The sequence below is a fragment of the Bradyrhizobium sp. SUTN9-2 genome, from assembly GCF_003122645.1.
GTDB lineage: Bacteria > Pseudomonadota > Alphaproteobacteria > Rhizobiales > Xanthobacteraceae > Bradyrhizobium > Bradyrhizobium yuanmingense.
On record NZ_LAXE01000001.1, the window covers coordinates 1,368,117 to 1,392,084 of the forward strand.

Below are 23,968 nucleotides of genomic sequence, written 5' to 3' on the forward strand. Positions count from 1 at the left end.
GGGGCTGTTTCGGCAATGATGGTGAGAGTTGGACTCGCGGAGACTCCCCCTCACCCGCCACGCTTCGCGTGTCGGCCTCTCCCCGCAGGCGGGGAGAGGCGAATAACTCACGTCGTCCGAAACTGCAGCACGCCGTCCTGCATCTCGGGCGTGAGGCGGCCCTCGACGATCATGTAGTTGACGTGGGCGACGAGCTCGCCGGCGGCAAAGCCCATCTGGTGCTCGTCCAGCACGTGCTTGTTGAACACCACGGGCACCAGGGCGCGCGAGGTTTGCGGCACCTCACGGCAGGCTTCCGCGATCAATCGGCAGCGCTCTTCATGGTGGTCGGCGAGCTGCTTGATGCGGGTCTTCAATCCGTAGAACGGCACGCCATGGCCAGGCAGCACCAGCACGTCATAGGGCAGCGTCGTGGTGAGGCTGGCGAGCGAGGCCAGATATTCGCCGAGCGAATTCTGGTCGGGCTCGACCGCCCAGACGCTGACATTCGGCGAGATCTTGCTCAGCACCTGGTCGGCGGAGAGGAACAGCTTGTCGTCGGCGCAATACAGCATCACCTGGTCGAGGGCGTGGCCGCCGCCGGTGATGACCTTGAAGCGGCGCGTGCCGATCACGACGTCGTCGCCATGCGAGATGCGGCGGTAGGACGGCGGCAGCACCGAGACGCGCTTCAGATAGTCCTGGCCGCGGCCGAGCAGCTTTTCGGTGAGCGACTCGTCCATGCCATGGCGGCGGAAGAACAGCCGCTGCGCCTCGCGCCGCTCCTCGGTGCCGCGGTTCTGGTGATAGACCGATTGCAGATATTCGACCTGCGACATCACCAGCGGGCAGCCGAACCGCTCGACGATCCAACCGGCGAGACCGACATGATCCGGGTGGGAGTGGGTGACGATCAGGCGCGTGATGTTGACGCCTTTCAGCGGTCCGTCGAACAGCTTCGTCCAGGCCTCGATCGTCTCCTCGTTGCCGAAGCCGGCATCGATCATCGCATAGCCGTCGCCATCGGCGAGCAGGTAGATGTTCACGTGGTTGAGGCGGAACGGCAGCTTCAGCCGCGCCCACAACACGCCGGGCCGCACCTCGACCACCTGTTCGGGGCCGGGATGCTGTTCCCAGGGGTAGCGCAGGGCCTCGGCCGAGGACTGCGGGGTGTCGGTTTTCGAGCTCATGCTATCGGCTTAAACCCAGCGCGCGCGGGGCGCCAGCCGAAAAAGGATGCTGGGCGGCGACAGCATGGCGGTCATACCGAGGCAGTTTTCCGTAGCCCGGATTGCGCTACGCTCCATCCAGGCTACAGGACAGGGCCTTACGCCGCCCGCATGTCGTTGAGGAAGGCGTCGATCTCCCCGCGCAGCATATCGGCCTCGCGGCGCAGCGCGTCCGAGGCGCCCAGCACCTCGGTGGCCGCAGCGCCGGCTTCGGCGGACGCGGTGGAGACGCCGACGATGTTGCTGGAGACCTCGCTGGTGCCGCCGGCGGCATGCTGGATGTTGCGGGCGATTTCGCGCGTCGCGGCGCCCTGCTCCTCGACCGCTGCTGCGATCGTGGTGGTGACGTCGTTGATCTCGCCGATGATCCGGCCGATGCCCTGGATGGCGCCGACCGCGGAGGTCGTGACTGACTGCATGCTGGCGATCTGGGTGCGGATCTCGTCGGTCGCCTTGGCGGTCTGGCTCGCCAGGCTCTTCACCTCGGAGGCAACCACCGCGAAGCCGCGGCCGGCCTCGCCGGCGCGTGCCGCCTCGATGGTGGCGTTGAGCGCGAGCAGATTAGTCTGCGAGGCGATGGTCTGGATCAGGTCGACGACGACGCTGATGCGGCTCGCGCTGTCGGCAAGGCTCTGCACCGTGGCGTCGGTCGCTCCCGCTTCGTCGACCGCCTTTTTGGCGATCTCGGCGGAGGTCACGACCTGACGGCTGATCTCCTGGATCGAGGAGGACAGCTGCTCGGTGCCGGCCGAGACGGTCTGCACGTTGACCGACGTCTCTTCCGCCGCGGAGGCGACCGCGTTGACCAGCGCGTTGGACTGGTCGGCGGTGTTCGACATGCTCTGCGCGGTCGATTGCATCGAATTGGCCGATTGGGCCAGATTATCGAGCGCGGAGCGCACCGTGCTTTCGAACTGGGCGATCTTCGCCTCCATGCGCGCGGCGCGCTCGGCCTTGGCGATACGGTCCTTGTCCTGCTCGCTCGTCAGCGCGCGGGTCTCGATCATGCTCTCCCGGAACACCTGCAGCGTGTTCGCCATCACCGAGATTTCGTCGTTGTGATTCTTCGAGCGGTAGATCTCGGTTTCGAGATCCCCGTTCGCGAGCAGCTGCATCGACTGCTGCAAGGCGCCGATCCGGCGCAGGATGTTACGGCCGACATAGAGCCAGACGAACAGCGCCGAGCCGACCAGCATCAGCGCGCCCAAGCCCAGCATGACCGACGTCGCGAGCGAAATCTCCTGCCGCGCCTGGAAGGTCGAGGTGTTGGTCTCTTTCTGCACGCCGTCGACGAGCTGCTGCACGCTGATGCCGAGCCCGACATTGAGCTTGCGGGTCTCGTCCAGGATGGTCTGGCCGTAGTCGATGGAGTCGAGCTCTTTCTCGCGCAGATTGAACACGCCGGTCTTGCCGGTGCCGAGCGCGAGCAGCTTTTCCGCCGTCTCGCGCAGCATCTTGTTGCCCTGGTTGTCCGGCAACAGATCGAGGTTCGACCGCAGGCGCCCCTGCGCCGTCTTGAATTCCTTCTGGATGTCATCGAGCTTGTCGCTGGTGTTCGCCGACAGCGCCGCGCTCATGTTGGCGGCGGCGAGATTACCGCTGGCGACGACGTTGCCGAGCTGACCGACGGTCTGCGCGGCGTCGGTCGCGTCTGCGGCTGACAGGTCGGCTGAACCGAGAATGGCATTGACGCGGGTCTGCGCGTCCAGCATCGCCGGACTCGCTGCGCCAACGAACGCGCCCTGCGCGGCGCGAAGCGCGTCATATTGCTTGTCGTGCAGCGCCGCGATGTCGAGCCGTTCGCGGGCGGCTTTCGTCAGGCTCTGAGCCGCCTCGTTGATGCTCTTCATCGTCTCGCTGAGCCCGGAGACGACGCTCTTGTCGCCGCCGAGCTCGATGATCTCGTTGAGCTTCTGCTGCGTCTGCTCCTGTAATTCCCTGAGCTTCTTGGTACGTTCGGTCAAGGCGTCCTCGCTCTGCGCCGCAAGCAGGGCCGGTCCCTGCGCCGCGAGGCTCGCACTCAGCGCCGACAATTGCAGGCTGGCGGAAAGGCGCGGAATGTCCCGTCCGCTCAGTTCAGTCATGCGTCCGCCGAGATTCTGCAGCGCAAGGCCGGCGCCGGCCGCGATCACGAGGCCCATGCCCGCGATGACCGCAAACGCCGCGAACAGGCTGCCGCGCACGCCCCATTTGGGCATTTTGAAACGCGGACGGAAACTGCCAAGGAAGCGGCCAAGGCCCAAACGGATCGGCATCGAAAATTCCCCCAATGTTCTTCTATTTGTGGCTGCAGTATCGGCAGCACCGGTTAAGGAATCGCAATGAGCCCAATCGGTTGACGTTGTTCCGCAGAGCGAAAAAAGAGGGGCCGGCAACGAGGCCGGCCCCTTCATCTTGATAAGGTCCTGGTAACCGATCAGTAGCGCGCCATGGCCGGGCTCGCCCAGTTGAAGCGGTAGTTGACGCCCGCCTTGAAGGTATGGTCGTCGGTGGTGAAGGCGCCGGTGCCGGCGAGCGGACCGGCAGTGAAGCTGGCGTCGCCGAAATTGTAGTACTGGTACTCGGCCTTGGCCGACCAGTTCGGGGCGAACATGTATTCGAGGCCGGCGCCGACGGTGTAGCCGTTGCGGTGATCGCCGGTGATGACGAAGGCGGCCGGCACGCCGCCGACGGTGACCCTCTCGTTGTTGTCCGAATAGGCGTAGCCGCCCTTCACATAGACCAGGCCGGGACCCCAGGTGTAGCCGACGCGGCCCGTGATCGAGCCGAGGCCGCGCTGGTCGTTGGTGTAGGCGATGCCGCCCGGGAACACGGCGCCGACGCTGCCGGAGAGCCAGGAATACTGGCCTTCGACGCCGACCACGAAGTTCGGGTGGAACTGCCAGTCCGCACCGACCTGCACGCCGCCGAGGAAGCGGCCGTTGCCGTTGTTGCCGGTGGAGAGGCCATTGAAATTGTTGTCGCTGGAGAACGCGCCGCCGACATGGGCGCCGAGATAGAAGCCCGTCCAATTGTAGATCGGCGCGGCGTAGGCCGGCGCGGGCGTCTTGTAATAATTGCGGTTGCCGAGATCGGCACCGACGGCCGGCGCAGCCGCGCCCAACACGAGCAGCGCCACGGTCGCAAACAGAATCTTCTTCATCGTCTTGAACTCCAACACGTAAGGTCCCCGGCAGGCGCGTTTGCTGCGCCGCATTGGTTTTGCAGATAGCTCGCTTTTGACGAAAATGCTGTCACATCCGTGGCACAGCGACGGCCAACGTAACTTGTTGGGCCGCAAATGATTTTCGTGCTTAATGGCAACTTAAGAAGTGGTGAAGGAAGGCTTAACGGCGCACTCTGTCGCTAACTTGCGCGCGCCTTGCGTTAACCAAGACGCCGCCGTGCCTCATCGCGCATCTGCGCGCGAAAGGCGGCGCGCTTTGCCGGCCTGTCTTCCTCACGCACGTCGTGTCGATCGAAGATGTCGAACTTCTCCAAGATCGGATAGCGCTCGCTCGCCATCGCGAGCACGCGCAGTATCCTGGTCCCCTCCGGCGTCGGGCCGCTGACCTCCCAGCGCCGGATGGTGTCGGCGCCGCCTCTTTCCGGCAGTCCGCAAAGCTTGGCCATGTCGGCCGCGCTGAGCTTGCGCTCGAGGGCATCGGAGAGGTCGTTGCGAAGCTGCTTCAGTTCGGCGCCGGTCATGCTTGCGTCCAGGGAAGTCACTGAAAGCAATGCACTAGCGCTGATTCGGGTCCATCCGAAGACGGTGTGAGTCCGCCGCGCTCCGGCACCTTCGTCCGCACACGGAGTTATGAAGGGAGAAACCATGGAAATTTGCCGATGCATGAACACTTGGCATATCGGGGCGCGCAACGGGTGAAGGGATCAGCCATGAAAACCATCAGACTCGCCATTTCCGCGCTGATCACGACGGGACTGCTTGCCGCACCATTCGCAGCTGAGGCGAAAAAGGTCCGGTCCAGCCGGCAATACAGCACTGGTGTGGTGGCTCCGACCTATGGCGGAGCCGGAGCGCCGGCCGCGCAACCGAGGGCGGCCTACGGATCGTCGGGACAGACGGTTGGCACTGTCACCGCGCCGTCGATCGGATCATACAATTGGCCCTCGGTCGGCGTGACCAACTCGGCTCCCACCTGGAGCAACACCACGAGATAGAGGGCTCCGGCAAGGTGGAGACCACTGGCGGATCAACGCATGCCGCTCGCCGATCCCGAGAGCAGATAAAGCGCGATGAGCAATGTCGCGACCGACATCATCGTCGTGATCGAGACCGTGGCCGCAACCAGCTTCTCCTCGACCTTGTGTTCATGTGCGAGGACGTAGACGGTTTTCGCCGTCGGCACGGCCGCGCAGATGACCGCCGCAACCGTGTAGAGAGGGGTGAGGCCGATCACGACGCAAAGCCCGTAGACGATGAGCGGCATGACCACCAGTTTCACCGCCGCGAGCGCAAACGACGCTTTCAGGTTGGACCGCAAGCCCTCGATGGACAGGCCAAGCCCAATGGCGAACAGCGCGCACGGCGTGAGCGCGGCAGCGATCATGTTGAGATAGGCCGCGACCGGTGCCGCAATCGGCAGTCCCGTCACCGCCCAGGTGAGGCCGATGAACGTCGACAGCACCATGGGATTGAGCAGGATCTGCTTTGCCAGTCCCATAGAGCCCACGGAGGCCCCGCGTGCATCGCGCTTTTCCAGCAGGATCACCGTGATCGGAAACATCACCGCGGCCACGAACACCGTCGCGACGGCCGCGGGCAGGACGGCGGGTTGGCCGTAGATCGCATGCAGGATCGGCAGCGCAACGAACCCGGTGTTGGTCATCGCCGCCGCCATCCCGTGAATGGTGCTGCTGGCGAGGTCGTGTTTGCCGCCTGCGCGGACCGGCACGAACACGAGCGCGAAGCAGATCAGCGAGCCGCCGCCGAAGGCGAGCAGAAAACGCCATTCCAGGAGATTGCGCGCCGGCTCCTGGGCGATCGTGACAATCAACAGCGCCGGCATCGCCACGTTGTAGGCGAAATGCACCAGGGCATCGGCCAGCGCCCGCGAGAGATAGCCGAGCTCGCCGGCGAGCCAGCCGGTGACGATGATCGCGAATACGGGAAGAACGAGGCTGGCGACCTCCATCCGGCTTCCCCCTCATTTTCGAACAGGGAGGGTAGACCGGCAATGGACTGGCGTCACTCCGTGATTTGTGGGTCGCCTTGATTTGTCGGAGGAGAATCCGCCTCGCTAGATTCCCCGGCGCCCCTGGTCTCCGATCACGCAGCGCCAGGCCGCCAGGCGCTCGGCCGGATGCTGGTTCATCCATTCGGCAAGCTGCGGCGCGCCCATCAGGCAGGCCTGCACCGAGATTTGCGCAAAGTCCGACGTGGTGACGATCTGCTCGTGACAATTGGAGGGAGAGGCGAGGCTGCAAAGCACGGCGATGATCTTGATCACGATACGTTACCTCCGTCGCGGCCGATGAACGGGCGACGGATCGCCGGCTTTCCCTGGCCCTCGTCCGTCGGATCGACCGGCGGGAAGATGCTGTCGTAGATCGCCCGCGCTTCCTGGATGAGACGCGTTCGCTCGCGCTCGGACTTCGAGACAAATCGAATAACTTCGCCCATGTTGGCTCCGAATATCAGTGTGAGTCCGTCATGAGATGACGTCGATCATTCAAACGTCATCTATGGTCATGCCCTTAAGCTTTGAAGCGGCCGGTCCGGTCACGACCGGATAAAAAGCGCGTGACCAGGCTGCGCAGTTCCCAGCATCCCGGTGCGTCTTGCTTGCTGGGTTGTTGAGCTGCCCATCACACCACGTTCGTTGTACGGCGCCAGCCGCGACGAGCGACTATGGCGTCAACTCACCCCTTGCCGACATGAGCAAGGATGGTCTCACGAAAGCAAATGCCGCTGAATCGAATATGTTTCGCCTCGCTCGGCGTGCAAGTTTTTGGAACCATCACGGAAATCAATGAACGAGGACGAACCGTCTCAGGCCGCCGGCGCGTGCTCCTTCCGTCCGGGCACGGCTGCGAGCAATTCGCGCGTATAGGCGTGCTCGGGCGCGGCGAAGAGTTGCGCCGTCGGCTTCAGCTCGACGATGGCGCCGCGCTGCATCACCGCGATGCGGTCGCAGATCTGGGCTGCGACGCGCAGATCGTGGGTGATGAACAGCATCGACAGGCCAAGGCGCGCCTTGAGATCTTCCAGCAGCTTCAACACCTGCGCCTGCACCGAGACATCGAGCGCGGAGACGGCCTCGTCCGCGACGATGATCTCCGGCTCGAGCGCGAGCGCGCGGGCAATGCCGATACGCTGGCGCTGACCGCCGGAGAATTCGTGCGGATAGCGTTCGAGCGCGCCGGCGTCCAGGCCCACCATCTTGAGGAGATCGCGGGCGCGGTCGAACGCCACCTTCGGATCGGTCCCGGCTGCGATCGGCCCGTCGGCGATGATGTGGCCGATTTTGCGGCGCGGATTGAGCGAGGCGAACGGATCCTGGAAGATCATCTGGATGCGATGGCGCTCGCCGCGCAGCGCCTTGCCGGAAAGCGAGGTCAGGTCGGTCTCGCCGATCCGCACCGTGCCGCGGTCGGCTTCGATCAGTCGCATCACCAGGCGCGCTACCGACGACTTGCCCGAGCCGGATTCACCGACGAGGCCGAGCGTCTCGCCCTTGAGGATGTTGAAGTTGACCGCGCGCGCCGCATCGACGCGGCGGGCCTGGCGGAACCAGCCGCCCGACGTGACGTAGGTCTTGTCCAGCCCGATCACCTCGACGGCCTTGGCCCGATCGTCCAATGGCTCTCGCGGCGGCGGATCCATCGAGGGCACGGCGGCAAGCAATGCCTTGGTGTAGTCGTGCTGCGGCTCGTTGAAGATGGCCGCGGCCGGACCTTCCTCCACGACCTTGCCGTGGCGGAGCACCACGACCTGGTCGGCGATGTCGGCGACCACGCCGAAATCATGGGTGATGAACATCACCGCCATGTTGCGGCTCCGCTGGAGGTTGCGGATCAGCTTCAGGATCTGGGCCTGCGTGGTGACGTCGAGCGCGGTGGTCGGCTCGTCCGCGACCAGCACCGCGGGCTCGAGCGCGAGCGCCATCGCGATCATGGCGCGCTGGCGTTGGCCGCCGGAGAGCTGGTGCGGATAGGCGCGCACGATACGCTCAGGGTCGGGCAGGCCGACTTCGCTTGCCAGCGCCAGCGCCTTGGCCCGCCGCTCCTTCGGCGTGAGCAGGCCGTGCGCCTCGAACATCTCCGCCATCTGGTCGCCGATCCGCATCAACGGATTGAGCGCGGTCATCGGCTCCTGGAAGATCATCGCCAGCCGACGGCCGCGCAGATCGCGCCAGCCGTCGTCAGCGAGCTTGAGCAGGTCCCGGCCCTCGAACTGGATTTCACCGGAGGTGACCGAGACCGTATCCGGCAAAAGGCCCATCAGCGCATGCGCGCACATCGACTTGCCGGAGCCGGACTCGCCGACGACGCAGACGATCTTGCCGGGCTGCAGATCGAGCGAGACACCGTCGACCGCGAAGGGGCGCTCGGCGCCCTTGGGCAGCGCGATCCGCAAGTTCCTGATGGAGACGGCGGGCGAGGCGGTCATCGTCAGCGGCCCTCCCGCGACAGGCGCGGATTGAGCGCATCGTTGAGGCCTTCGCCGATCAGGTTCAGCCCGAGCACCGAGATCAGGATGGCGATGCCGGGAAACACGGTGATCCACCAGGCCTGCCGGATCACGGTGCGGCCGGCGCCGACCATGTAGCCCCAGGAGATCAGATTGGGATCGCCGAGGCCGAGGAAGGACAGCGAGGATTCAAGCAGGATCGCGGTCGCCACCATCAACGAGGCCAGCACGATCACGGGCGACAACGCGTTGGGCAGGATCTCGCGCAGGATGATCCAGCTGTTGCTTTGGCCGGTGACCACGGCGGCCTGGACATATTCGCGGGTGCGCAGCGACAGCACCTCGCCGCGCACGAGGCGAGCGACCGGCGGCCAGCTCACCACCGCGATCGAGGCGACGATCGAATAGATCGAGGGCTGCAGGATGGCGACCAGCACGATCGCGAGCGCGAAGCTCGGAATGGTCTGGAAGAACTCGGTGAAGCGCATCAGGGCGTCGTCGACCTTGCCGCCGAAATAACCGGCCATGGCCCCGATCGGCACGCCCACGATCAGCGCCGCCAGCGTGGAGACGAGACCGACCAGAAGCGAGACGCGGGCGCCGAAGATCATGCCGGCGAAGATGTCGCGGCCGAGCGCGTCGGTGCCGAGCGGCACGGCCCCGAGCGTGAACGGCGGCAGGAACGGCCGCTGCACCATGCGCCAGGGCGAGTTCGGGAACAGCATCGGTCCGAACACCGCGACAGAGATTGCAACCAGGAGGATGACGAGCCCGATGACGCCGCTCGGGCTCTTCAGCATCGATTTCCAGAACTGTTTCATGCGGCGTATTCGATCCGCGGATCGACCAGGCGATAGACGAGGTCGGTGATGAGGTTGAAGGTGAGGACCATGGCAGAGCAGATCACGAACACGCCGAGCAGCAGATTGTAATCCCGCTGCAGCAGTGCGTCGTACATCAGCCGCCCGATGCCGGGCCAGGCGAACACGGTCTCGGTGATGACGGCGCCGCCGATCAGCGTGCCGGAATGCACGCCGGCGAGCGTCACCACCGGCAGCAGCGCGTTGCGCAGCACGTGGCGGCGCTGGATCACGGCGTCGGAGAGCCCCTTGGCGCGCGCCGTCTTGACGAAGTCGAGGCGTTTCACCTCCAGCATCGAGGCGCGCGTCATGCGGGTGTAGGTCGCCATGAAGAACAGTCCCAGCGTCATCGCCGGCATGATCAGGTGCTTTGCGACGTCGAACGCGTGGGCAAGGCCGGTGAGGTTGGCGCCGACCGTCTCGTAACCGAAGCTCGGCAGCCAATCCATCGTGACCGAGAACAGGAGGATGCCCATCAGCGCCACCCAGAAGATCGGCATGGCGTAGAAGATCAGCGCGAATACGGTGATGGCGGTGTCGAAAAAGGTTCCGGCAAAGCGCGCGGCGAAGGTGCCGAACAGGATGCCGAGCGCGAGCGAGATCGCGAAGGCGGTCAGCGTCAACAACAGCGTCGCCGGCAGCCGCTCGCCGATCAGTTTTGCGACCGGAGCCTGCTGGCGGAAGGAAAAGCCGAGGTCGAGGCTGACGACGCCCTTGACGTAGATGAAGAGCTGCTCGGGCAGCGGCTTGTCGAGCCCGAACTTCTCCCGAAGCTGCTTGACGAAGACCTGATCGCTGGCCCCGGCCTCGCCCGCCATCACGATCGCGGGATCGCCGGGCGCCAGGCGGATCAGGAAGAAATTGAGAACGACGATCGCGAGCAGGACGATCACGCCCTTCAGGACGCGCTGAGCAACGAAGGAGAGCATCTAGTGAGTCATATTGGTGATGTGACCTGGCGCCACGGAGACGGAGTGACTCCCTCGCCCCGCTCTTGTCCGCCGAAGCCTCGGCGAAGGCGGATGCGGGGAGAGGGTTGGGGTGAGGGGGACTTCCCGCGAACGTATCAGCAGTTGGACTCGTGGAGACTCCCCCTCACCCGAATGTGCGCTATGCGCACATTCGACCTCTCCCCGCAGGGGAGAGAGGTAAGAGGCTTCACTTGTCGAGCCATGCGTCCTTGAAGCCGTCATTGACCCCGATCCCCGTGGTGATCAGGTTCTTGACCTTGCAGCGCATGATGGTCGGAAATTGCAGCTCGAGCATCCAGGCCACCGGCACGTCCTCGACCAGGATCTTCTGCGCCTTCTCGTAGATCTCCTTGCGCTTGGAATCCGGCGTTGCAACCGCGCCCTCGGCGAACAGCTTGTCGATATCCGGGTTGGAGTAACCCTCGACGTTGTTGAACATCTGGCCCTTGGCGATGTTGCTGGAGATGTAGTTGCGTCCCACTCCGAGCGCGGGGTCGCCGTACTGGTAGAGATAGGTAAAGGCGATGTCATAATCCCACTCGGCGATCTTCTGGTTGCCGCCGGCGACGTCGGTGGCGATCGTCTCGATGGTCATGCCGACATCCTGGAGGTTCTGCTTGACGGCTTCACCCCAGCGCTGCCAGGTCTCGCCATAGGCGAGCGGCAGCAGACGGATCTTTTCGCCCTTGTAGCCGGCTTCCTTCAGCAGTGCCTTGGCCTTGGCCGGATCGTAGGGGTATTTCTTCACGTCATCGGTATAGAACTTGATGGTCGAGGCCGACGGGCCGGTGGCGACCTTGCCGAGCCCGTTCCAGATCACGTCCTTGGCGAAGTCGCGGTCGACCGCATACATGATCGCCTGCCGCACCCGCTTGTCGGCTAGCGGACCCTGGCGGTTGTTCAGCCACAGCCAGGCCAGCGGCGAGAAGAATTCCCAGCCGGCGCCGGTGACGCAGGTGTCCTTCAGCTTGGACAGCCGCGGCACGTCGAAATTCTCGACCGAGCCGCCGGGCAGCACGTCGACCTTGCCGGTCTCGTAAGCCACCGAGCGCGCGGCGGCGTCGGGGATGATCTGCCAGTAGATCTCGTCGAGATGGGGCTTGCCCTTCTCGTGGTAGTTCGGGTTCTTGACCAGGCGGATGAACGAGCCCTTCTGCCATTCCTTGAACATGAAGGGGCCGGTGCCGATGGGTGCGTTGTTGTAGGGGTTGGTCTTCCAATCGGTGCCTGCATAGAGATGCTTCGGCACCATCGGCATCGAGCCGACCTCGAAGATGCCGAGGAACGGGCCGAACGGCTGCTTCAGCGTGAAGACCACCGTATGATCGTCCGGCGTCTCGACCTTGTCGACCTGCGCCAAATTGGTGCGGGCGCGCGCATGGGTCTGCTTCAGCATCTCGATCGAGAACAGCACGTCGGCGGCGGTGAAGGGCTTGCCGTCGTGCCAGGTTACGCCCTTCTTCAGCTTGAAGATGTAGGTCTTGGCGTCCTCGCTGACGCTCCAGCTCTCGGCGAGCTCCGGCAGGGGATCGAGCTTGGGGCTATAGCGCAAGAGGCCTTCGAAGATGTTGCCCGAGACCATCTGGGTCGGGCCGTTCTGGACCTGCGCAAGCATCAGGCCGGGCGGCTCGGGCTGAATCACGGCATTGATCACACCCCCCGTCTTCGGCTCTTGCGCCAGCGCAGGGGCCGCAAGGCCGCAAGCCAGGAGGAGACCAAGCAAGACTCGTTTTGGCATGTCGTAATCTTTCTCAAGCGAGACCAGCCGGAAACGCTTCGCACGCGCCCTCGCGCGCAAAGCGACGGTCGGTCCATCCCAGTCCCCATCCGCCATCAAGGCTCACACAGTCCCGTTCGGCGCGGCAAGATGAAAGTCGCGACAGTGCTCGCACAAAAAATGTACAGCTCGTCCTGTTTCTCCGCCTGTGCGACGGCACGGTAGATCGGCCAGCTCCGAGGGATCAGGCGGCCTTCAGAAGTGATGAGAGCATGCCGGGGCAGTGCACAAGTCCGCGCCTGCGACCAAAAGCATCAGCCCGTCATTTTGCGCCGAGCGCCCGCCGCAATTCGTCGAGCGCCTCTGCAAGCTGCTCGCGGTGCGCGATGTCGTCCTTGGGAAGCGCGGCGACGCTGCCGGCGAGCTCCCGCAGGATGCCGGCCAGCAGGCCGAAGTTGACGTGCAGATGCACCGATTTGCGTTCATCGGCCGCACCAGGATGCTGCAGCACCAGCGCAATGCCGCTGCCGTCGAGCTTCGCCTCGAAGCGGGACGAATGCTCGAAGGTGCCGACATAGAATTTGTCGGGATATTCGAGTGCGACCTCTGCCTTGTCGGGAACCGGCTTGGACATGCGAACCTCATCTATGCCCGCGCATTCTGGCCGGGAATGAGCCGGCCCGCCTGGCGCCAGGTCAGAGGCGGTCGACGCCAAATTTGATCCGGATCAAAGCCGGCCCGCCGCTTTTGCGATCGAATGGCAAGTAGCGGGACGCGGCTGCGCATCCCGTTTGCTTGAGCCGTGAGACGATGGATGGACATTCAGGCCACGACTATCCCTGCGGATGACGACGGCGGATCCGATGTCGCCGGTCTTGAGCCGTCGCCGGATGCGGGCGTGCAGCACTGCCTGCAATTGCTCGGCAATGCCGGCTTGCGCCCGACACGCCAGCGCGTGGCGCTGGGCCGATTGCTGTTCCTGGGCGGCCATCGTCACGTCACCGCAGAAAGTCTCTACGCAGAAGCGATGGCTGCGAACGCATACCTGTCGCTCGCCACCGTCTACAACACGCTGAACCAGTTCACCGAAGCCGGCCTGCTGCGCCGGATCGCGGCCGACGGCATCAAGTCGTTCTTCGACACCGACACGTCCCTGCATCCGCATTTCTATCTCGAAGGCGAGGACGTGCTGGTCGACGTGGCCGAGGGCCTCGCCTTCACCAAGATGCCCGAGGCGCTTCCCGGCCACGAGATCGCGCGGCTCGATGTCGTCGTCCATTTACGCCGGAAGCGAACCTAGCGCTTGCGCTGCAGGGAGGCTAAGACGCCTCACTGCAACCCGGCGCGGCGGAATCCCTCCAGATAGTGTTCGCGATCTCGCTCATTGGCCCACGGTAGCTGCGTCGCGATCCAGTGTAGCGAGATGCCCGGCTGGGTGCGGCGGAGCTCTCCGAGTGCCATTTCCGCAAGCGTGCCATCGCCGGTCATGCCGGCGGAGACGGCGAGCACGCGGTATGCGCCGGTAAGATCGCCGCGGTGGCGGATCGCCTCGCGCGCCAGCGCGATGGCCTCGCCATAGTGCCGTTCGGTGAAGCGCGCATAGGCGGCGATACCGTGATAGATCGCCAATGACGGATCGCGCGGCGACAGCCGGATCGCCTTTTGCGCAGCCTCGAACGAGTCCTTCGACCGTCCGGCGTAGGACAGTGCCAGCGCGTAGTAGCCCTGCGCCAGCGAGAAGTTCGGATTGAGCGCGAGCGCCTGCTCGAACTCGGATAGCGCGTCGGTGAGCCTGCGGGTCGAGAAGCAGACGCTGCCGAGCGCGGCATGTGCCCAGGCATCCTCATGGTCGCAGCGCACCGCTTTGAGCGCGGCGGCTTCCGCGGACGGCGCAACCGCGGCCAGCTCGGTCCAGCCGAGATGCACGCCGAACATGTCGTTCACGGCCAACACCGACAGCGCCTGGCCGTAGTTCGGATCGATCGCGATCGCGCGCGCGAGCAGTTCCTTCGCGGCCGTCTGGTCCTGGCGGGTCACGCGCCAATAATGCGACAGCGCGCGCATCAAGAGGTCCCAGGCGTCGAGGCTCGCCGGCGGCTTCCGACGGTTGCGGAAATTCTCGGCGGCGTGGATCTGCGGCTCGATCGCGGCGGCGATCGCGTTGGTGATCTCGTCCTGCACGGCGAAGACGTCGACGAGCTCGCGGTCATAGCGCTCGGCCCAGAGATGACCGCCCGACACGGCGTCGTTGAGCTGCGCGGTGATGCGCACCCGGTTGTCCGTCTTGCGCACGCTGCCTTCGACGATGTAGCGGACGCCGAGCTCCTCGGCGATCTGCCTGATATGGACCGCGCGTCCCTTGTAGGTGAAGGAGGAGTTACGGGCGATCACCATGAACCAGCGCTGCTTCGACAGCGCGGTGAGGATGTCCTCGCTGATCCCGTCGCCGAAATAGTCCTGCTCGGGATCCCCGCTCTTGTTCTCGAAGGCGAGCACCGCGACCGCCGGGCGGTCCGCCATGCGCGGGGGAGCGAGCCTGGCTTCGGTCCGCGCGGGCGATCCCGCCACCTCTTCCCGGACCTCGCCGACGAACCGAAAGCCCTTGCGCGGAATGGTCTTGATCAGGCGCTGGCTCGCGCCGTCGTCGCCGAGCGCCTTGCGCGCGGCGTTGATCCGGCTGTTGAGGGCGGAATCCGAGACGATGCGGTCGTTCCAGACCTGGCTGATCAGGTCATCCTTACTGACCACACGCGCCCGTTGCGTGACCAGATAAAGCAGCAGATCGAACACCTGCGGCTGCAACGGGACGGGTTTTCCGTCGCAAGTGAGCTCCCGGAGGTCGCCGTCCAGCACGTTGTTTTCAAAGCGGAATCGCACGTTCTCGTCGTCTCAAGCAAAAATCAAAGTCGTCTCAGGCGAAAATCAATCGTCCGCGAAAGCCGCGGGACGTCCGATCCGGCATGGTGCGAAGACCAAACCGTGTCGATGCCTCGGCACAACGGAGTGTTTCATGACCCAAATTGATCATCAGGTTCATTCTCTCGGCCCGGAGGTTACGGGCTCTCGTATTTTCAGGTTCATCGCCTTTCTGTACGGAATTGCGGCATATCTCGTGTTTTTCGTCACCATTCTCTACGCGATCGGCTTCGTCATGGGGGTGATGGTGCCCAAGACCATCGATACCGGTGCCGAAGCGCCCGTCGTTCGCGCGGTCGTCATCAATCTGCTGCTGATGTCGCTGTTCGCAGTTCAACACAGCGTGATGGCACGCCGGCAATTCAAGGATTGGTGGACGCAGTTCGTCCCCAAGCCGGTCGAGCGAAGCACGTATGTGCTGTTCGCGAGCCTGTCATTGCTCCTGCTGTTCTGGCAGTGGCGTCCGCTACCCGCGGTCATATGGGAGGTCGAGAACCCCGATCTTGCCGTGACACTGGTCACATTGTCCTTCGCTGGCTGGGTGCTGGTGTTCACCTCGACCTTCATCATCAACCATTTCGAACTGTTCGGCCTGCATCAGGTGACGAATCATCTCGTCGGCAAGGAAATGCAGCCGCCGCGTTTCAAGACGCCGCTGCTCTACAAATTCGTCCGCCATCCGATCTATCTCGGTTTCATCATCGCGTTCTGGGCGGCGCCAGTCATGACCGCGGGTCATCTCTTGTTCGCGGCCGTGACCACGCTCTACATCTTCGTCGGCATCGCGCTGGAGGAGAGCGATCTCCTCGATCTCTTCGGCGACGAGTACCGGCAGTACAAGCAACGCGTCTCCATGCTTATTCCCTGGCGCCGGTCGGTATAGTCTAGGCCAAGCCCCGCGCATCCAATCGAAACGGCGCGCGGGGCGCCGACGCGCGATAGCGATCCATCGGAAAAAGGGAGACGTCCAAATGAAACATGTCGGAAACTGCTTCTGCGGCGCGGTCACGGTCGAGGTCACGGGCGCGCCGGAGGCGATGGGCTATTGCCATTGCCGCTCCTGCCGCTCGTGGTCGGGCGGTCCGGTCAACGCTTTCAGCCTGTGGAAGCCGGAAGCCGTGCGCATCACCGAAGGCGCTCAGAATGTCGAGACCTTCGCCAAGACGCCGCTCAGCCAGCGCAAATACTGCAGGAAGTGCGGTGGCCATCTCATGACCAACCATCCGCCGCTCGGTCTGGTCGACGTTTTCGCCGCCACCATCCCCACCCTCGCGTTCACGCCCGGCGTCCACGTCAACTATGCCGAGACCGTGCTGCCGATGCGCGATGGCCTGCCCAAGCTGAAGGATTTTCCCGCCGAGTTCGGCGGAAGCGGCGAAATGATGCAGGAATAGCGGCGCGCCTTTGGCATTTTTTCGAGAGGGCGGCAGAGCGCCGCCCTCTCTGGCTTCTTCCAAGAGAGAAGGATGAAGGACTAGCCTCCGCGCGATTCGACCACCTTGCGGCAGGAATCGGACAGCTTCGACTTGTTCTCGCGCAGGCAGGCGTTCATCTGCGGCGGCTTGCCGATATGCTCGGCGCAGAATTTGCTGGCGTCGCCGCGGCAGGCCATTTGCTCCTGCACAGATGGACCGGACTGTGCGGCAGCAGGCAGGGCGGCAGCTGCGAGCAGCAGCGCGGCAAGAACCGAAATCTTCATGGAGCACCTCTTTGGAATTCTCGTTGGTCCCGACCGGGATCAATCGGGCCGGACCATTCCGCAAAGGCCGGGCGCCGGTCCATGCCATGTTCATGGCAGCGGCCAGTCCTCCCGGCCGCGGTACCCCCATCTTCATGGCATGTATCCGCGCGCCGACTTTTGTCATTCAGGCTGCACCTCGGCTGCGAGACCCGGTGATTGCGTCGGGACGCCGAACGGAACCAGGAGAGCAAGATGTCGAAGAGAGCTGGAGCGCTGGGCGCAGGGCTGACGGTCATGGCGCTGGCGGGCGCGGCGATGGTGTCGCTGGGCACGAGCCCGGCGCAGGCCGTGGTCTATTGCAAGACCGTCGGCGTGCCGAAGGGCTGCGTGGTGCGGCCGACTGGCGCCGTGGTGGTGGGAGCGCCGGTCGCGCGGGCTGCCGTCGCGACCCCCGGTATCGGCGCGCCCGGTGTCGGTGTGCGTGCCGGCACGCCGATGAATCGCGGCGGCCCGGTCAATCGCGTCGGCGTGCGCTGATATTTCCGCTTCATTGAATTGATGCATCGCTTCGGGCCAAGGGGCCTGCGGACGAACCCCCCGTCCTCCGCAGCCAATTTTACCCGGCCCGTCCCCTCTCTCCGTGCGCCCCACACGTTCGGGGAGGGGCCCTTTCAGCCTGCGGCCATGTCGCTGTCGGGAAAACGTTGCGGCAATTTCAGCCGCACGCGCGTGCCGGAGGAATCAGACGTCAGGTCGAGCACCGCGCCGCAGCGGGCGGCGCGGCTTTTCATGTTGCGCAAGCCGCGCGCGGTCTGGCCGGCCCCCGCGGCCTCGCCATTGCCGGCCAGCGCAAAGCCGCCTCCGTCGTCAGTCACGCTGATCACGCCGTACGGCCCCTGGCCCGCGTCGAACGTGTCGATGGTCACCGCGATGCGGCGGGCCTGCGCGTGCTTGACCGCATTGGTCACGGCTTCGTCGAGGATGCGCACGATCTGGACGACGTGCCATGGCCTGAGCTCGGGATGCAGCGGCAGGCCCTGCGGCGTCGCCACGCGCCAGTCGAGCGTGATGTCGTGCGGGCGCAATTGGGCCGTGGCGCGCTCGCGCCAGGAGCCGAGCGCCAGCATCAGGTCGCCGCCAATGTCGTCCATGGAATCGATCACGAGACGGAGATCCTTCAGCGCCGCGCGGGCGGCATCCGTGATGCTCGCGCCCGTGCTGCCGCGTTCGGACAGCGCGACGATGCTCACCAGCTGGCCGCCGAGGCCGTCGTGCAGGTCTCGCATCAGGCGCGTGCGCTCGTTGGCGAGCGCCGCCGCGCGGGCGCGCTCCTCCTCGCGGGCAAAGCTCGCCTTCAGCCGCTCCTCGGCCTCCCGCACCCGCGTCACCAACTGGCCGGCAAAGCTGTCGACCTGGTTCAAGGCGCGGGCGAAGCGCCAGGTCAGCCCGGCGCCGATCGCGACCAGCATCGCCGAATAGGACAGGCGCGAGACGAAGATGCGATCGTTGCTCACGATGTCGAGCACCGTGAGCATGTCCTGGACCCAGCAGACCAACACGATGGTCACCGCGCAGCCGATCGTGAAGCTCGCCGCGTCCTGCCGCCGCACCACCGCGGTTGCGGTGACGCAGGCCATCAGGAACAGGCAGAGCCCGACGGTGGGAATGCCGAGCACCAGGAACAGGATGCGCGGCAGCGGTGGGCCTCCGATCAGCCCGACCACGAACACGAGGACGCCGGGCACGAACAGCAGCGTGCCGTAGCGCGGCCAGCGCCAGCCGAAGAACAGCACGCCGAACACGACGATCAGCGCGCTCTCAATCGGTGCGGAGGCCAGCAGCACCGCGGCCAGGTGCGATACCGTAGCCGGCGGCACCGGCGGCGGCGCGAATGCCTGCACCACGCCGAGCACCATCGCCGTCGCCAGTACGCCATAGACCGGCTCGTGACGCCGCATCAGCCACATGATCGCGAGGATGACGGCCAGGATCGCCTGCCAGGCGGAAAACACCACCGGCAGGGTGACGAACAGCAGCGTGCGTGTCTCATAGGCCGGGCGCAAGGCGGCATCCGGCCCGACATAGACGGTGTCGAGGAAGCCCTTGAGCGGGCCCCATACGAACAGCCGCACCGTGATCTCGTTTCCGCCCTCGCGCAGCAGCGACGCGGGGATGGCTGCGATCTGCGGCGTGTTGCGGTCGGGCCGGTTGGCGTTGGTGTCGCGTCGGGAGTCGAGCACGACGACGCCGTTGACGGCGACCTCCACCGCGTTGCTGAAGCGCGGCAGGAACACCGACCAGCCCGAGGCCGCATCGCCGCTCCGGAACGTGAAGGTGCCGGCGTAGATCGGCGGGTCGGCCAGCGAATAGCGCGACGAGGTGAAATGCGGCAGCGTCACCGGGCGCGTCAGACCGTCCTCCCGCGCCGAGAAATCGTCCACCGCGTAGTCGTCGGGATCGCTCGGCTGCAGCAACCGAATCCCCAGGATCGTGACGATCACGATCAGCGCCTGAAGCAGCAGATAGGGCACGAGGCGCGAGGCGATTAGCCGGCGCCGCGGGCGTGTCGGTGCCTTCGTAGGTGCTTTGGCCGCGATCTCGCTCACAGCTTGATCAGGCCCTGCTGCACCGCCTCGAACACCGCCTCGCTGCGCGTATGCACCTCGAGCTTGCGATAGATGTTCTTGATATGCCCAGGCACGGTCTGCTTGGACAGGCCGAGATGGCTCGCGATCTCGGCATAGCTGAAGCCTTTAGCGATGCCCCACAGGATGTCGATCTCGCGCGGGGTGAGCCTTGCCGTGTTGAGCGCGGGGCCGGGCGGCGGCTCCGCCGAATTCTGCGCGGCACCTTGCGTCCTGCGCACGATGAAGCGGGCGATCGAGGCCGAGATCGGCGAATGTCCCGCGACCAGATCGCGCACCGTGGTGGCGATGTCGGTGGGGAAGGCGTCCTTGAGCAGGTAGCCGGTGGCGCCGACCGTGATCGCGGAGATCACGCTTTCCTCGTCGCCCAGCGCGGAAATCACCATGATTTCGGTGTCGGGGAAGCGCTGCCGCATCTCGCGGATCAGCTCGACGCCGTGGCCGTCGGGCAGTCGCAGGTCGGTCAGCAGCACGCGCGGCGCGCCGGCGGCGAGGGCTTGCCGCGCCTCTGCGAGCGTACCGGCGCTGCGCACCTCGTAACCGGCCTTGACCAGCGCATCCTGGAGCCGCCAGCAGGTCGGCGCATCGTCCTCGACGAGGAGGATGGTGATGGCTTCACCCGTCTCGCCTTGTTCGGTCATGATCATGGTCCCGCGATCCGCGTGTCCCCCGCGGCGCGAGGCAAGTCTAACCGCAGCCCGAAGGCCGTGACACCCATAATCATGGGGGCGGGAAAGTCACGGGACTGCCATGTGCCGACCCAACGTTGCCGCGCGACGGAGTGCCGCCGCCAATCCAGCTTACGAAAGATCAACCCGCGGCGGCGGATATCGCCGCGCCAGGACCGATAGCGACAGCGGCCGTTCGTCTTCCGGCAGCTCCAGATAGGCCAGCACGAGCGGCCGCTTCCAATCGCCGACGCCGAAATCCATCGCCGTCCATTTCTGCGGCTCGGGCCCTTCGAGCCCCCGGACCCAGACGAAATAGCGGGGAAGGTCGTCCGCGTCCGTCGTGCGTCTCCTGGCCATCGAAGCGGTCCGCTGCGTCAAGATCGTTGCCGCACGATATAGGGAATATCTGGGGGAAGTCGAACGCCCCGGGACGATCGGGGAAGCTTGCCGCCCGCGCCGGTGCCGGTTGGCGACAAAAGCGCTGTCGTTGCCCGTTAAGGTTCGATCCGTTCGAGAAATGATCGCGTAAGCGAAACAACCTCATCGAGGTTGGTTTCGAGCAGCCAATGGCCGCCATCCAGGAGATGCAGTTCGGCATCCGGCAGGTCGCGGAGATAGGCCCGCCCTGACTCCTCAGGCATGTAATGGTCCTGCGGCCCCCACAGGATCAATGTTGGCGGCTTGTGCTGCTGAAGATATCGGCGGTGCTCGGGAAACCATTGGCGGTTCGCCTTGAGGCCAAACAGAACGTCTGCGGCGGCGTCTTTCCGCCGCTCGGTCATCAGCGACCAGTGCAATCGCCAAAGGTCCGGCGCGATCAGTCCAGCCATGTCCGCACGCACATCATTCAGGAACTCGTCCCGGAAATTCTCTTCAGTGATAGCTTCCCTCATCGCCGCACGCATCTCCTGATCGGGCAGTGACCAGGACTTCTCGATGTCAGCGTATGCCGGGCCAAGCGCATCTTCGTAAGGTATGTCGCCGTTTTGAATGATCTGGGCCACCACCCTCTCAGGCCGCATGATCGCCAGCCTGGCTCCGATCGGTGAGCCAAAATCATGAAGGTAGATCACGAAGCGTTCGATCTTCAGCTGCTTCACGAACTGGTCGAGCCACGCGGCATAGCCGTCGAAGCTGTAGTCGAAGTCATCAGGTGTCCCGCTATAGCCGAACCCGGGATAGTCGGGAGCAATCAGCCGCCAATTATCGGCCAGTCGCGGCATCAGATTGCGGAATTCGTAGGATGAACAGGGATAGCCGTGCGGCAGCAGAACGACGGGCGCGCGTTCAGGACCGGCTTCTCGGTAGAAGGTATCCACGGATCCGATCCGGACCCTGCAATGTCTGACGCGTGTGTCCATGTCTTGCTTCCTTTGTAGATAAAGCAACTTCGGGGGCGGGGTTCCCGGCATCTGCTTCGTGGTGGGTAGAACCGCAGGCGGCACCGACGGAACAACGACCGGAAGGTCACCGTTACGAAGCAACACCGGAACGGGAGGTCGTTGTGATCCATCATGTCTCCGTCGGTACGAATGATGTTCAGCGTGCGAAGCGCTTCTACGATGCGGTCTTGCCGGTCGTCGGGATCACGCCGATGGCCGAGGACGAGGGTGGACTGGGCTACGGAAGCGGGACGTTTCACTTCAGCGTTCAAGTTCCGATCGATGGAAAACCCGCGACCGTGGGTAACGGCAGTCATATCGCCTTTGCCGTCGAGAACCGCGCGATGGTCGATCGCTTCTACGCAGCAGCATTAGAGCATGGTGGCAGCGACGCTGGCGCTCCCGGGCTGCGGCCGAGTTACGACCTCAACTATTATGGGGCGTTTGTCCGCGATCCAGACGGTCACAAGATCGAGGCCGTGACCTACTCGGCACAATAGTCGCGAGCGGGAAGGCGCCATGCCGACCATGCCCTATGCAATTATCGAAGCTCCTTCGACGCTCGGCCTTGCGACCGACGGCGTGGAGCGCTTGCCCGAACAGCTGCTGAAGCTTGGACTTGCGGAGCGCATCGGCGCACGCCGCGCCGGGCGGCTGGTGGTGCCTTCGAAAGATCCGGTGCCGGATCCCGAGACCGGCATCTTGAACGCCGGCGCAATAGCGGCGTGGTCGCCCCAGCTCGCCGACGCGGTGGAAGCGGTGCTTGTCGAGGGCAAGTTTCCGCTTGTGCTGGGCGGCGATTGCACGATCTTGCTGGGCTCGATGCTCGCGCTTCGACGGCGCGGCCGCTACGGCCTGTTGTTCATCGACGGCCACGCCGATTTCTTCCAGCCCGAGGCGGAGCCCAATGGTGAGGGCGCCTCGATGGACCTTGCCTTCGTTTCCGGCTACGGCCCGTCCCTCCTGGCCGACATCGAAGGTCACGGTCCTCTGGTCCGCCCTGAAGACATTGTGGCGTTTGGATATCGCGATCACCAGGATCAGGCGGAATATGGAAGCCAGCCGCTTCCCGAAGAGCTCAAGGTGCTTGATCTTCCTGCTGTGCGGGCGCGGGGCATCGAGGCCGCTGCACGCGAAGCCGTCGATTACCTCACGCGAGCCGAGCTGGACGGCTTCTTCATCCATCTCGACGCCGATTGTCTCGACGATGCCATCATGCCGGCTGTCGATTTTCGCGTGCCGGGTGGGTTGTCGTGGGACGAGCTATCGACCGTGCTCCGGGTTGGCTTGGCGAGTGGCAAGGCGGTCGGCCTGGAGATCACCATTTACAATCCGGGCCTGGATGAAGACGGCAGCGCCGGGCGTGGCCTGGCCGATGTGCTCGCAGCAACGCTCGGGTCGTAGCTCGAGTTTGCTGAACCAGTTCGACTTCGCCAAGAGGCTTCGCCGGACACGCTTCGCCCTTCGAGCCCCGCCACGCGAAGCCCGAAGGGCGAAGCGTGGTGCCCCTGGCCGGAATCGAACCAGCACTCCTTGCGGAACTCGATTTTGAGTCGAGCGCGTCTACCAGTTCCGCCACAGGGGCCCTCGGTCGGCCCCATAGGCGGCGTCGCGAAGCCGGCGGACTATAGCCATGGACGGGACGGGGTCAACCCGCGCCAAAGTGATCCCGGCCGTTCTCGACAGCCGCATGGGCCGGGGCTAGAGGCTTAGGGCGCGCGAGAGATACGAAAGAGGCTGCCGTGACCACCCAGAGTGCCGCCATACCTGCGTTCAAGCCGGGCGCCACGAGCCCCGCGCTGACCGCCGCGGCCTTGGTCACGCTGATCGGCGCAGCCACGATTGCGGGCGCCTGGTTCTTCCAGCTCGTCCTGGAGATACTGCCCTGCCCGTTGTGCCTGGAGCAGCGCTACGCCTATTACCTTGCGATACCGCTCGGTGTGTTGACGGCGCTGGCGGCGCGAAGCGGCGCGCCGCGGCCGCTGCTGCTGGCGGGGCTGGCGATCCTCACCCTGGCCACGCTCGCCAATGCCGGCCTCGGCGCCTACCATTCCGGGGTCGAATGGGGGTTCTGGAAGGGGCCGACTGATTGCTCCGGTCCGGTCGTCAACCTCGGCAGCGCCGCCGATCTCTTGTCGAAGCTCGACACTGTGAAGGTGGTGCGCTGCGACGAGGTGCAATGGCGCTTCCTCGGCCTCTCGCTCGCCGGCTACAACGTGCTGATCTCGCTCGTGATGGCCGCCATCGCCGCGTGGGGATTCGTTCGGACGGCGAAGCGCTAAAG

26 protein-coding genes and 1 tRNA gene are annotated in these 23,968 nt (G+C 64.8%); 8 read left to right on the forward strand and 19 right to left on the reverse strand.

Annotation, left to right across the window (positions count from 1 at the left end; translation table 11 throughout):
• Nucleotides 1-107: 107 nt before the first annotated feature.
• The 4 genes from XF30_RS06420 to XF30_RS06435 all read right to left on the reverse strand — a co-directional run bounded on the left by XF30_RS06420 (nt 108) and on the right by XF30_RS06435 (nt 4,895).
• Nucleotides 108-1,169, reverse strand: a complete 1,062-nt coding sequence (locus XF30_RS06420; protein ID WP_035996672.1) for an MBL fold metallo-hydrolase — start codon at nt 1,167-1,169, stop codon at nt 108-110.
• A 137-nt stretch (nt 1,170-1,306) separates the two neighbouring features.
• A complete protein-coding gene (locus XF30_RS06425; protein WP_109142220.1) occupies nt 1,307-3,463 on the reverse strand; it encodes a methyl-accepting chemotaxis protein in 2,157 nt (718 codons plus the stop codon).
• Nucleotides 3,464-3,624: 161 nt separating this feature from the next.
• Nucleotides 3,625-4,350, reverse strand: a complete 726-nt coding sequence (locus XF30_RS06430; RefSeq protein ID WP_035996788.1) for an outer membrane protein — start codon at nt 4,348-4,350, stop codon at nt 3,625-3,627.
• 224 nt (nt 4,351-4,574) lie between these two features.
• Complete coding sequence (locus tag XF30_RS06435; protein WP_035996689.1) at nt 4,575-4,895, reverse strand: hypothetical protein; 321 nt, start codon at nt 4,893-4,895, stop codon at nt 4,575-4,577.
• A 189-nt stretch (nt 4,896-5,084) separates the two neighbouring features.
• On the opposite strand from XF30_RS06435, the gene XF30_RS06440 reads away from it, so the two are divergent.
• Nucleotides 5,085-5,369, forward strand: a complete 285-nt coding sequence (locus XF30_RS06440) for a hypothetical protein (protein ID WP_035996692.1) — start codon at nt 5,085-5,087, stop codon at nt 5,367-5,369.
• 32 nt (nt 5,370-5,401) lie between these two features.
• Here the strand turns inward: XF30_RS06440 and XF30_RS06445 are convergent, their stop codons facing one another.
• The 8 genes from XF30_RS06445 to XF30_RS06475 all read right to left on the reverse strand — a co-directional run bounded on the left by XF30_RS06445 (nt 5,402) and on the right by XF30_RS06475 (nt 13,023).
• Nucleotides 5,402-6,343, reverse strand: coding sequence for an AEC family transporter (locus XF30_RS06445; protein ID WP_109142221.1), 942 nt, complete (start codon nt 6,341-6,343; stop codon nt 5,402-5,404).
• A 105-nt stretch (nt 6,344-6,448) separates the two neighbouring features.
• A complete protein-coding gene (locus XF30_RS06450) occupies nt 6,449-6,658 on the reverse strand; it encodes a hypothetical protein (protein ID WP_035996696.1) in 210 nt (69 codons plus the stop codon).
• On the reverse strand, nt 6,655-6,831 hold the full coding sequence (locus XF30_RS38400; RefSeq protein ID WP_192893053.1) for a hypothetical protein: 177 nt from the start codon (nt 6,829-6,831) through the stop codon (nt 6,655-6,657). Before XF30_RS38400 ends, XF30_RS06450 begins: the two co-directional genes overlap by 4 nt.
• 369 nt (nt 6,832-7,200) lie before the next feature.
• Nucleotides 7,201-8,820, reverse strand: a complete 1,620-nt coding sequence (locus XF30_RS06455) for an ABC transporter ATP-binding protein (protein ID WP_192893054.1) — start codon at nt 8,818-8,820, stop codon at nt 7,201-7,203.
• 2 nt (nt 8,821-8,822) lie between these two features.
• On the reverse strand, nt 8,823-9,662 hold the full coding sequence (locus XF30_RS06460; RefSeq protein WP_035996700.1) for an ABC transporter permease: 840 nt from the start codon (nt 9,660-9,662) through the stop codon (nt 8,823-8,825).
• Nucleotides 9,659-10,630 carry an ABC transporter permease gene (locus tag XF30_RS06465; RefSeq protein WP_109142223.1) on the reverse strand — a complete coding sequence of 324 codons (972 nt, stop codon included), beginning with the start codon at nt 10,628-10,630 and terminating at the stop codon, nt 9,659-9,661. The genes XF30_RS06460 and XF30_RS06465 overlap by 4 nt, the downstream gene beginning before the upstream one ends.
• A gap of 229 nt (nt 10,631-10,859) precedes the next feature.
• Complete coding sequence (locus tag XF30_RS06470) at nt 10,860-12,410, reverse strand: ABC transporter substrate-binding protein (protein WP_035996790.1); 1,551 nt, start codon at nt 12,408-12,410, stop codon at nt 10,860-10,862.
• Between the two features lie 301 nt (nt 12,411-12,711).
• Nucleotides 12,712-13,023: a hypothetical protein gene (locus tag XF30_RS06475; RefSeq protein WP_035996705.1), complete on the reverse strand. Its 312-nt coding sequence runs from the start codon at nt 13,021-13,023 to the stop codon at nt 12,712-12,714.
• Between the two features lie 180 nt (nt 13,024-13,203).
• Between XF30_RS06475 and irr the strand changes: the two genes are divergently transcribed.
• On the forward strand, nt 13,204-13,689 hold the full coding sequence (gene irr / locus XF30_RS06480; RefSeq protein WP_057028406.1) for a Fur family transcriptional regulator Irr: 486 nt from the start codon (nt 13,204-13,206) through the stop codon (nt 13,687-13,689).
• Between the two features lie 29 nt (nt 13,690-13,718).
• Here irr and XF30_RS06485 read toward each other — a convergent pair whose 3' ends face one another.
• A complete protein-coding gene (locus XF30_RS06485) occupies nt 13,719-15,266 on the reverse strand; it encodes a winged helix-turn-helix domain-containing tetratricopeptide repeat protein (RefSeq protein ID WP_109142224.1) in 1,548 nt (515 codons plus the stop codon).
• Nucleotides 15,267-15,399: 133 nt separating this feature from the next.
• Here XF30_RS06485 and mddA point away from each other — a divergent pair, with 133 nt between their 5' ends.
• Nucleotides 15,400-16,188: a methanethiol S-methyltransferase gene (gene mddA / locus XF30_RS06490; protein ID WP_192893055.1), complete on the forward strand. Its 789-nt coding sequence runs from the start codon at nt 15,400-15,402 to the stop codon at nt 16,186-16,188.
• An 88-nt stretch (nt 16,189-16,276) separates the two neighbouring features.
• Nucleotides 16,277-16,699 carry a GFA family protein gene (locus XF30_RS06495; protein ID WP_109142225.1) on the forward strand — a complete coding sequence of 141 codons (423 nt, stop codon included), beginning with the start codon at nt 16,277-16,279 and terminating at the stop codon, nt 16,697-16,699.
• A gap of 80 nt (nt 16,700-16,779) precedes the next feature.
• Here the strand turns inward: XF30_RS06495 and XF30_RS06500 are convergent, their stop codons facing one another.
• A complete protein-coding gene (locus XF30_RS06500) occupies nt 16,780-17,004 on the reverse strand; it encodes a hypothetical protein (protein WP_036020653.1) in 225 nt (74 codons plus the stop codon).
• 234 nt (nt 17,005-17,238) lie between these two features.
• On the opposite strand from XF30_RS06500, the gene XF30_RS06505 reads away from it, so the two are divergent.
• On the forward strand, nt 17,239-17,523 hold the full coding sequence (locus XF30_RS06505; protein ID WP_109142226.1) for a hypothetical protein: 285 nt from the start codon (nt 17,239-17,241) through the stop codon (nt 17,521-17,523).
• 134 nt (nt 17,524-17,657) lie between these two features.
• Here the strand turns inward: XF30_RS06505 and XF30_RS06510 are convergent, their stop codons facing one another.
• From XF30_RS06510 to XF30_RS06525, 4 genes are all read right to left on the reverse strand, one after another.
• A complete protein-coding gene (locus tag XF30_RS06510; protein WP_036020659.1) occupies nt 17,658-19,592 on the reverse strand; it encodes a sensor histidine kinase in 1,935 nt (644 codons plus the stop codon).
• The gene (locus XF30_RS06515) at nt 19,589-20,272 is read right to left on the reverse strand and encodes a response regulator (RefSeq protein WP_035996793.1); all 684 of its coding nucleotides are present in this window, start codon (nt 20,270-20,272) and stop codon (nt 19,589-19,591) included. The genes XF30_RS06510 and XF30_RS06515 overlap by 4 nt, the downstream gene beginning before the upstream one ends.
• A gap of 159 nt (nt 20,273-20,431) precedes the next feature.
• Entirely contained in the window at nt 20,432-20,659 is a 228-nt protein-coding gene (locus XF30_RS06520; protein WP_109142227.1) for a hypothetical protein, read from the reverse strand.
• A gap of 137 nt (nt 20,660-20,796) precedes the next feature.
• Complete coding sequence (locus tag XF30_RS06525; protein WP_109142228.1) at nt 20,797-21,663, reverse strand: alpha/beta fold hydrolase; 867 nt, start codon at nt 21,661-21,663, stop codon at nt 20,797-20,799.
• Nucleotides 21,664-21,806: 143 nt separating this feature from the next.
• On the opposite strand from XF30_RS06525, the gene XF30_RS06530 reads away from it, so the two are divergent.
• Together XF30_RS06530 and XF30_RS06535 are read left to right on the forward strand one after the other, a co-directional pair.
• Complete coding sequence (locus XF30_RS06530) at nt 21,807-22,184, forward strand: VOC family protein (RefSeq protein ID WP_035996730.1); 378 nt, start codon at nt 21,807-21,809, stop codon at nt 22,182-22,184.
• Nucleotides 22,185-22,203: 19 nt separating this feature from the next.
• Nucleotides 22,204-23,088: an arginase family protein gene (locus XF30_RS06535; protein WP_109142229.1), complete on the forward strand. Its 885-nt coding sequence runs from the start codon at nt 22,204-22,206 to the stop codon at nt 23,086-23,088.
• A 96-nt stretch (nt 23,089-23,184) separates the two neighbouring features.
• Here the strand turns inward: XF30_RS06535 and XF30_RS06540 are convergent.
• A tRNA-Leu gene (locus XF30_RS06540) sits at nt 23,185-23,269 on the reverse strand.
• 157 nt (nt 23,270-23,426) lie between these two features.
• On the opposite strand from XF30_RS06540, the gene XF30_RS06545 reads away from it, so the two are divergent.
• A complete protein-coding gene (locus XF30_RS06545) occupies nt 23,427-23,966 on the forward strand; it encodes a disulfide bond formation protein B (RefSeq protein ID WP_109142230.1) in 540 nt (179 codons plus the stop codon).
• Nucleotides 23,967-23,968: the final 2 nt, after the last annotated feature.

What these genes read in the sequence shown, in the direction of transcription:
- XF30_RS06420 (WP_035996672.1), bottom strand. Translation starts at nt 1,169, where the DNA reads ATGAGCTCGAAAACCGACACCCCGCAGTCCTCGGCCGAGGCCCTGCGC.
- XF30_RS06425 (WP_109142220.1), bottom strand. Translation starts at nt 3,463, where the DNA reads ATGCCGATCCGTTTGGGCCTTGGCCGCTTCCTTGGCAGTTTCCGTCCG.
- XF30_RS06430 (WP_035996788.1), bottom strand. Translation starts at nt 4,350, where the DNA reads ATGAAGAAGATTCTGTTTGCGACCGTGGCGCTGCTCGTGTTGGGCGCG.
- XF30_RS06435 (WP_035996689.1), bottom strand. Translation starts at nt 4,895, where the DNA reads ATGACCGGCGCCGAACTGAAGCAGCTTCGCAACGACCTCTCCGATGCC.
- XF30_RS06440 (WP_035996692.1), top strand. Translation starts at nt 5,085, where the DNA reads ATGAAAACCATCAGACTCGCCATTTCCGCGCTGATCACGACGGGACTG.
- XF30_RS06445 (WP_109142221.1), bottom strand. Translation starts at nt 6,343, where the DNA reads ATGGAGGTCGCCAGCCTCGTTCTTCCCGTATTCGCGATCATCGTCACC.
- XF30_RS38400 (WP_192893053.1), bottom strand. Translation starts at nt 6,831, where the DNA reads ATGGGCGAAGTTATTCGATTTGTCTCGAAGTCCGAGCGCGAGCGAACG.
- XF30_RS06455 (WP_192893054.1), bottom strand. Translation starts at nt 8,820, where the DNA reads ATGACCGCCTCGCCCGCCGTCTCCATCAGGAACTTGCGGATCGCGCTG.
- XF30_RS06460 (WP_035996700.1), bottom strand. Translation starts at nt 9,662, where the DNA reads ATGAAACAGTTCTGGAAATCGATGCTGAAGAGCCCGAGCGGCGTCATC.
- XF30_RS06465 (WP_109142223.1), bottom strand. Translation starts at nt 10,630, where the DNA reads ATGCTCTCCTTCGTTGCTCAGCGCGTCCTGAAGGGCGTGATCGTCCTG.
- XF30_RS06470 (WP_035996790.1), bottom strand. Translation starts at nt 12,410, where the DNA reads ATGCCAAAACGAGTCTTGCTTGGTCTCCTCCTGGCTTGCGGCCTTGCG.
- XF30_RS06475 (WP_035996705.1), bottom strand. Translation starts at nt 13,023, where the DNA reads ATGTCCAAGCCGGTTCCCGACAAGGCAGAGGTCGCACTCGAATATCCC.
- irr (WP_057028406.1), top strand. Translation starts at nt 13,204, where the DNA reads ATGGACATTCAGGCCACGACTATCCCTGCGGATGACGACGGCGGATCC.
- mddA (WP_192893055.1), top strand. Translation starts at nt 15,400, where the DNA reads ATGACCCAAATTGATCATCAGGTTCATTCTCTCGGCCCGGAGGTTACG.
- XF30_RS06495 (WP_109142225.1), top strand. Translation starts at nt 16,277, where the DNA reads ATGAAACATGTCGGAAACTGCTTCTGCGGCGCGGTCACGGTCGAGGTC.
- XF30_RS06500 (WP_036020653.1), bottom strand. Translation starts at nt 17,004, where the DNA reads ATGAAGATTTCGGTTCTTGCCGCGCTGCTGCTCGCAGCTGCCGCCCTG.
- XF30_RS06505 (WP_109142226.1), top strand. Translation starts at nt 17,239, where the DNA reads ATGTCGAAGAGAGCTGGAGCGCTGGGCGCAGGGCTGACGGTCATGGCG.
- XF30_RS06515 (WP_035996793.1), bottom strand. Translation starts at nt 20,272, where the DNA reads ATGACCGAACAAGGCGAGACGGGTGAAGCCATCACCATCCTCCTCGTC.
- XF30_RS06520 (WP_109142227.1), bottom strand. Translation starts at nt 20,659, where the DNA reads ATGGCCAGGAGACGCACGACGGACGCGGACGACCTTCCCCGCTATTTC.
- XF30_RS06525 (WP_109142228.1), bottom strand. Translation starts at nt 21,663, where the DNA reads ATGGACACACGCGTCAGACATTGCAGGGTCCGGATCGGATCCGTGGAT.
- XF30_RS06535 (WP_109142229.1), top strand. Translation starts at nt 22,204, where the DNA reads ATGCCGACCATGCCCTATGCAATTATCGAAGCTCCTTCGACGCTCGGC.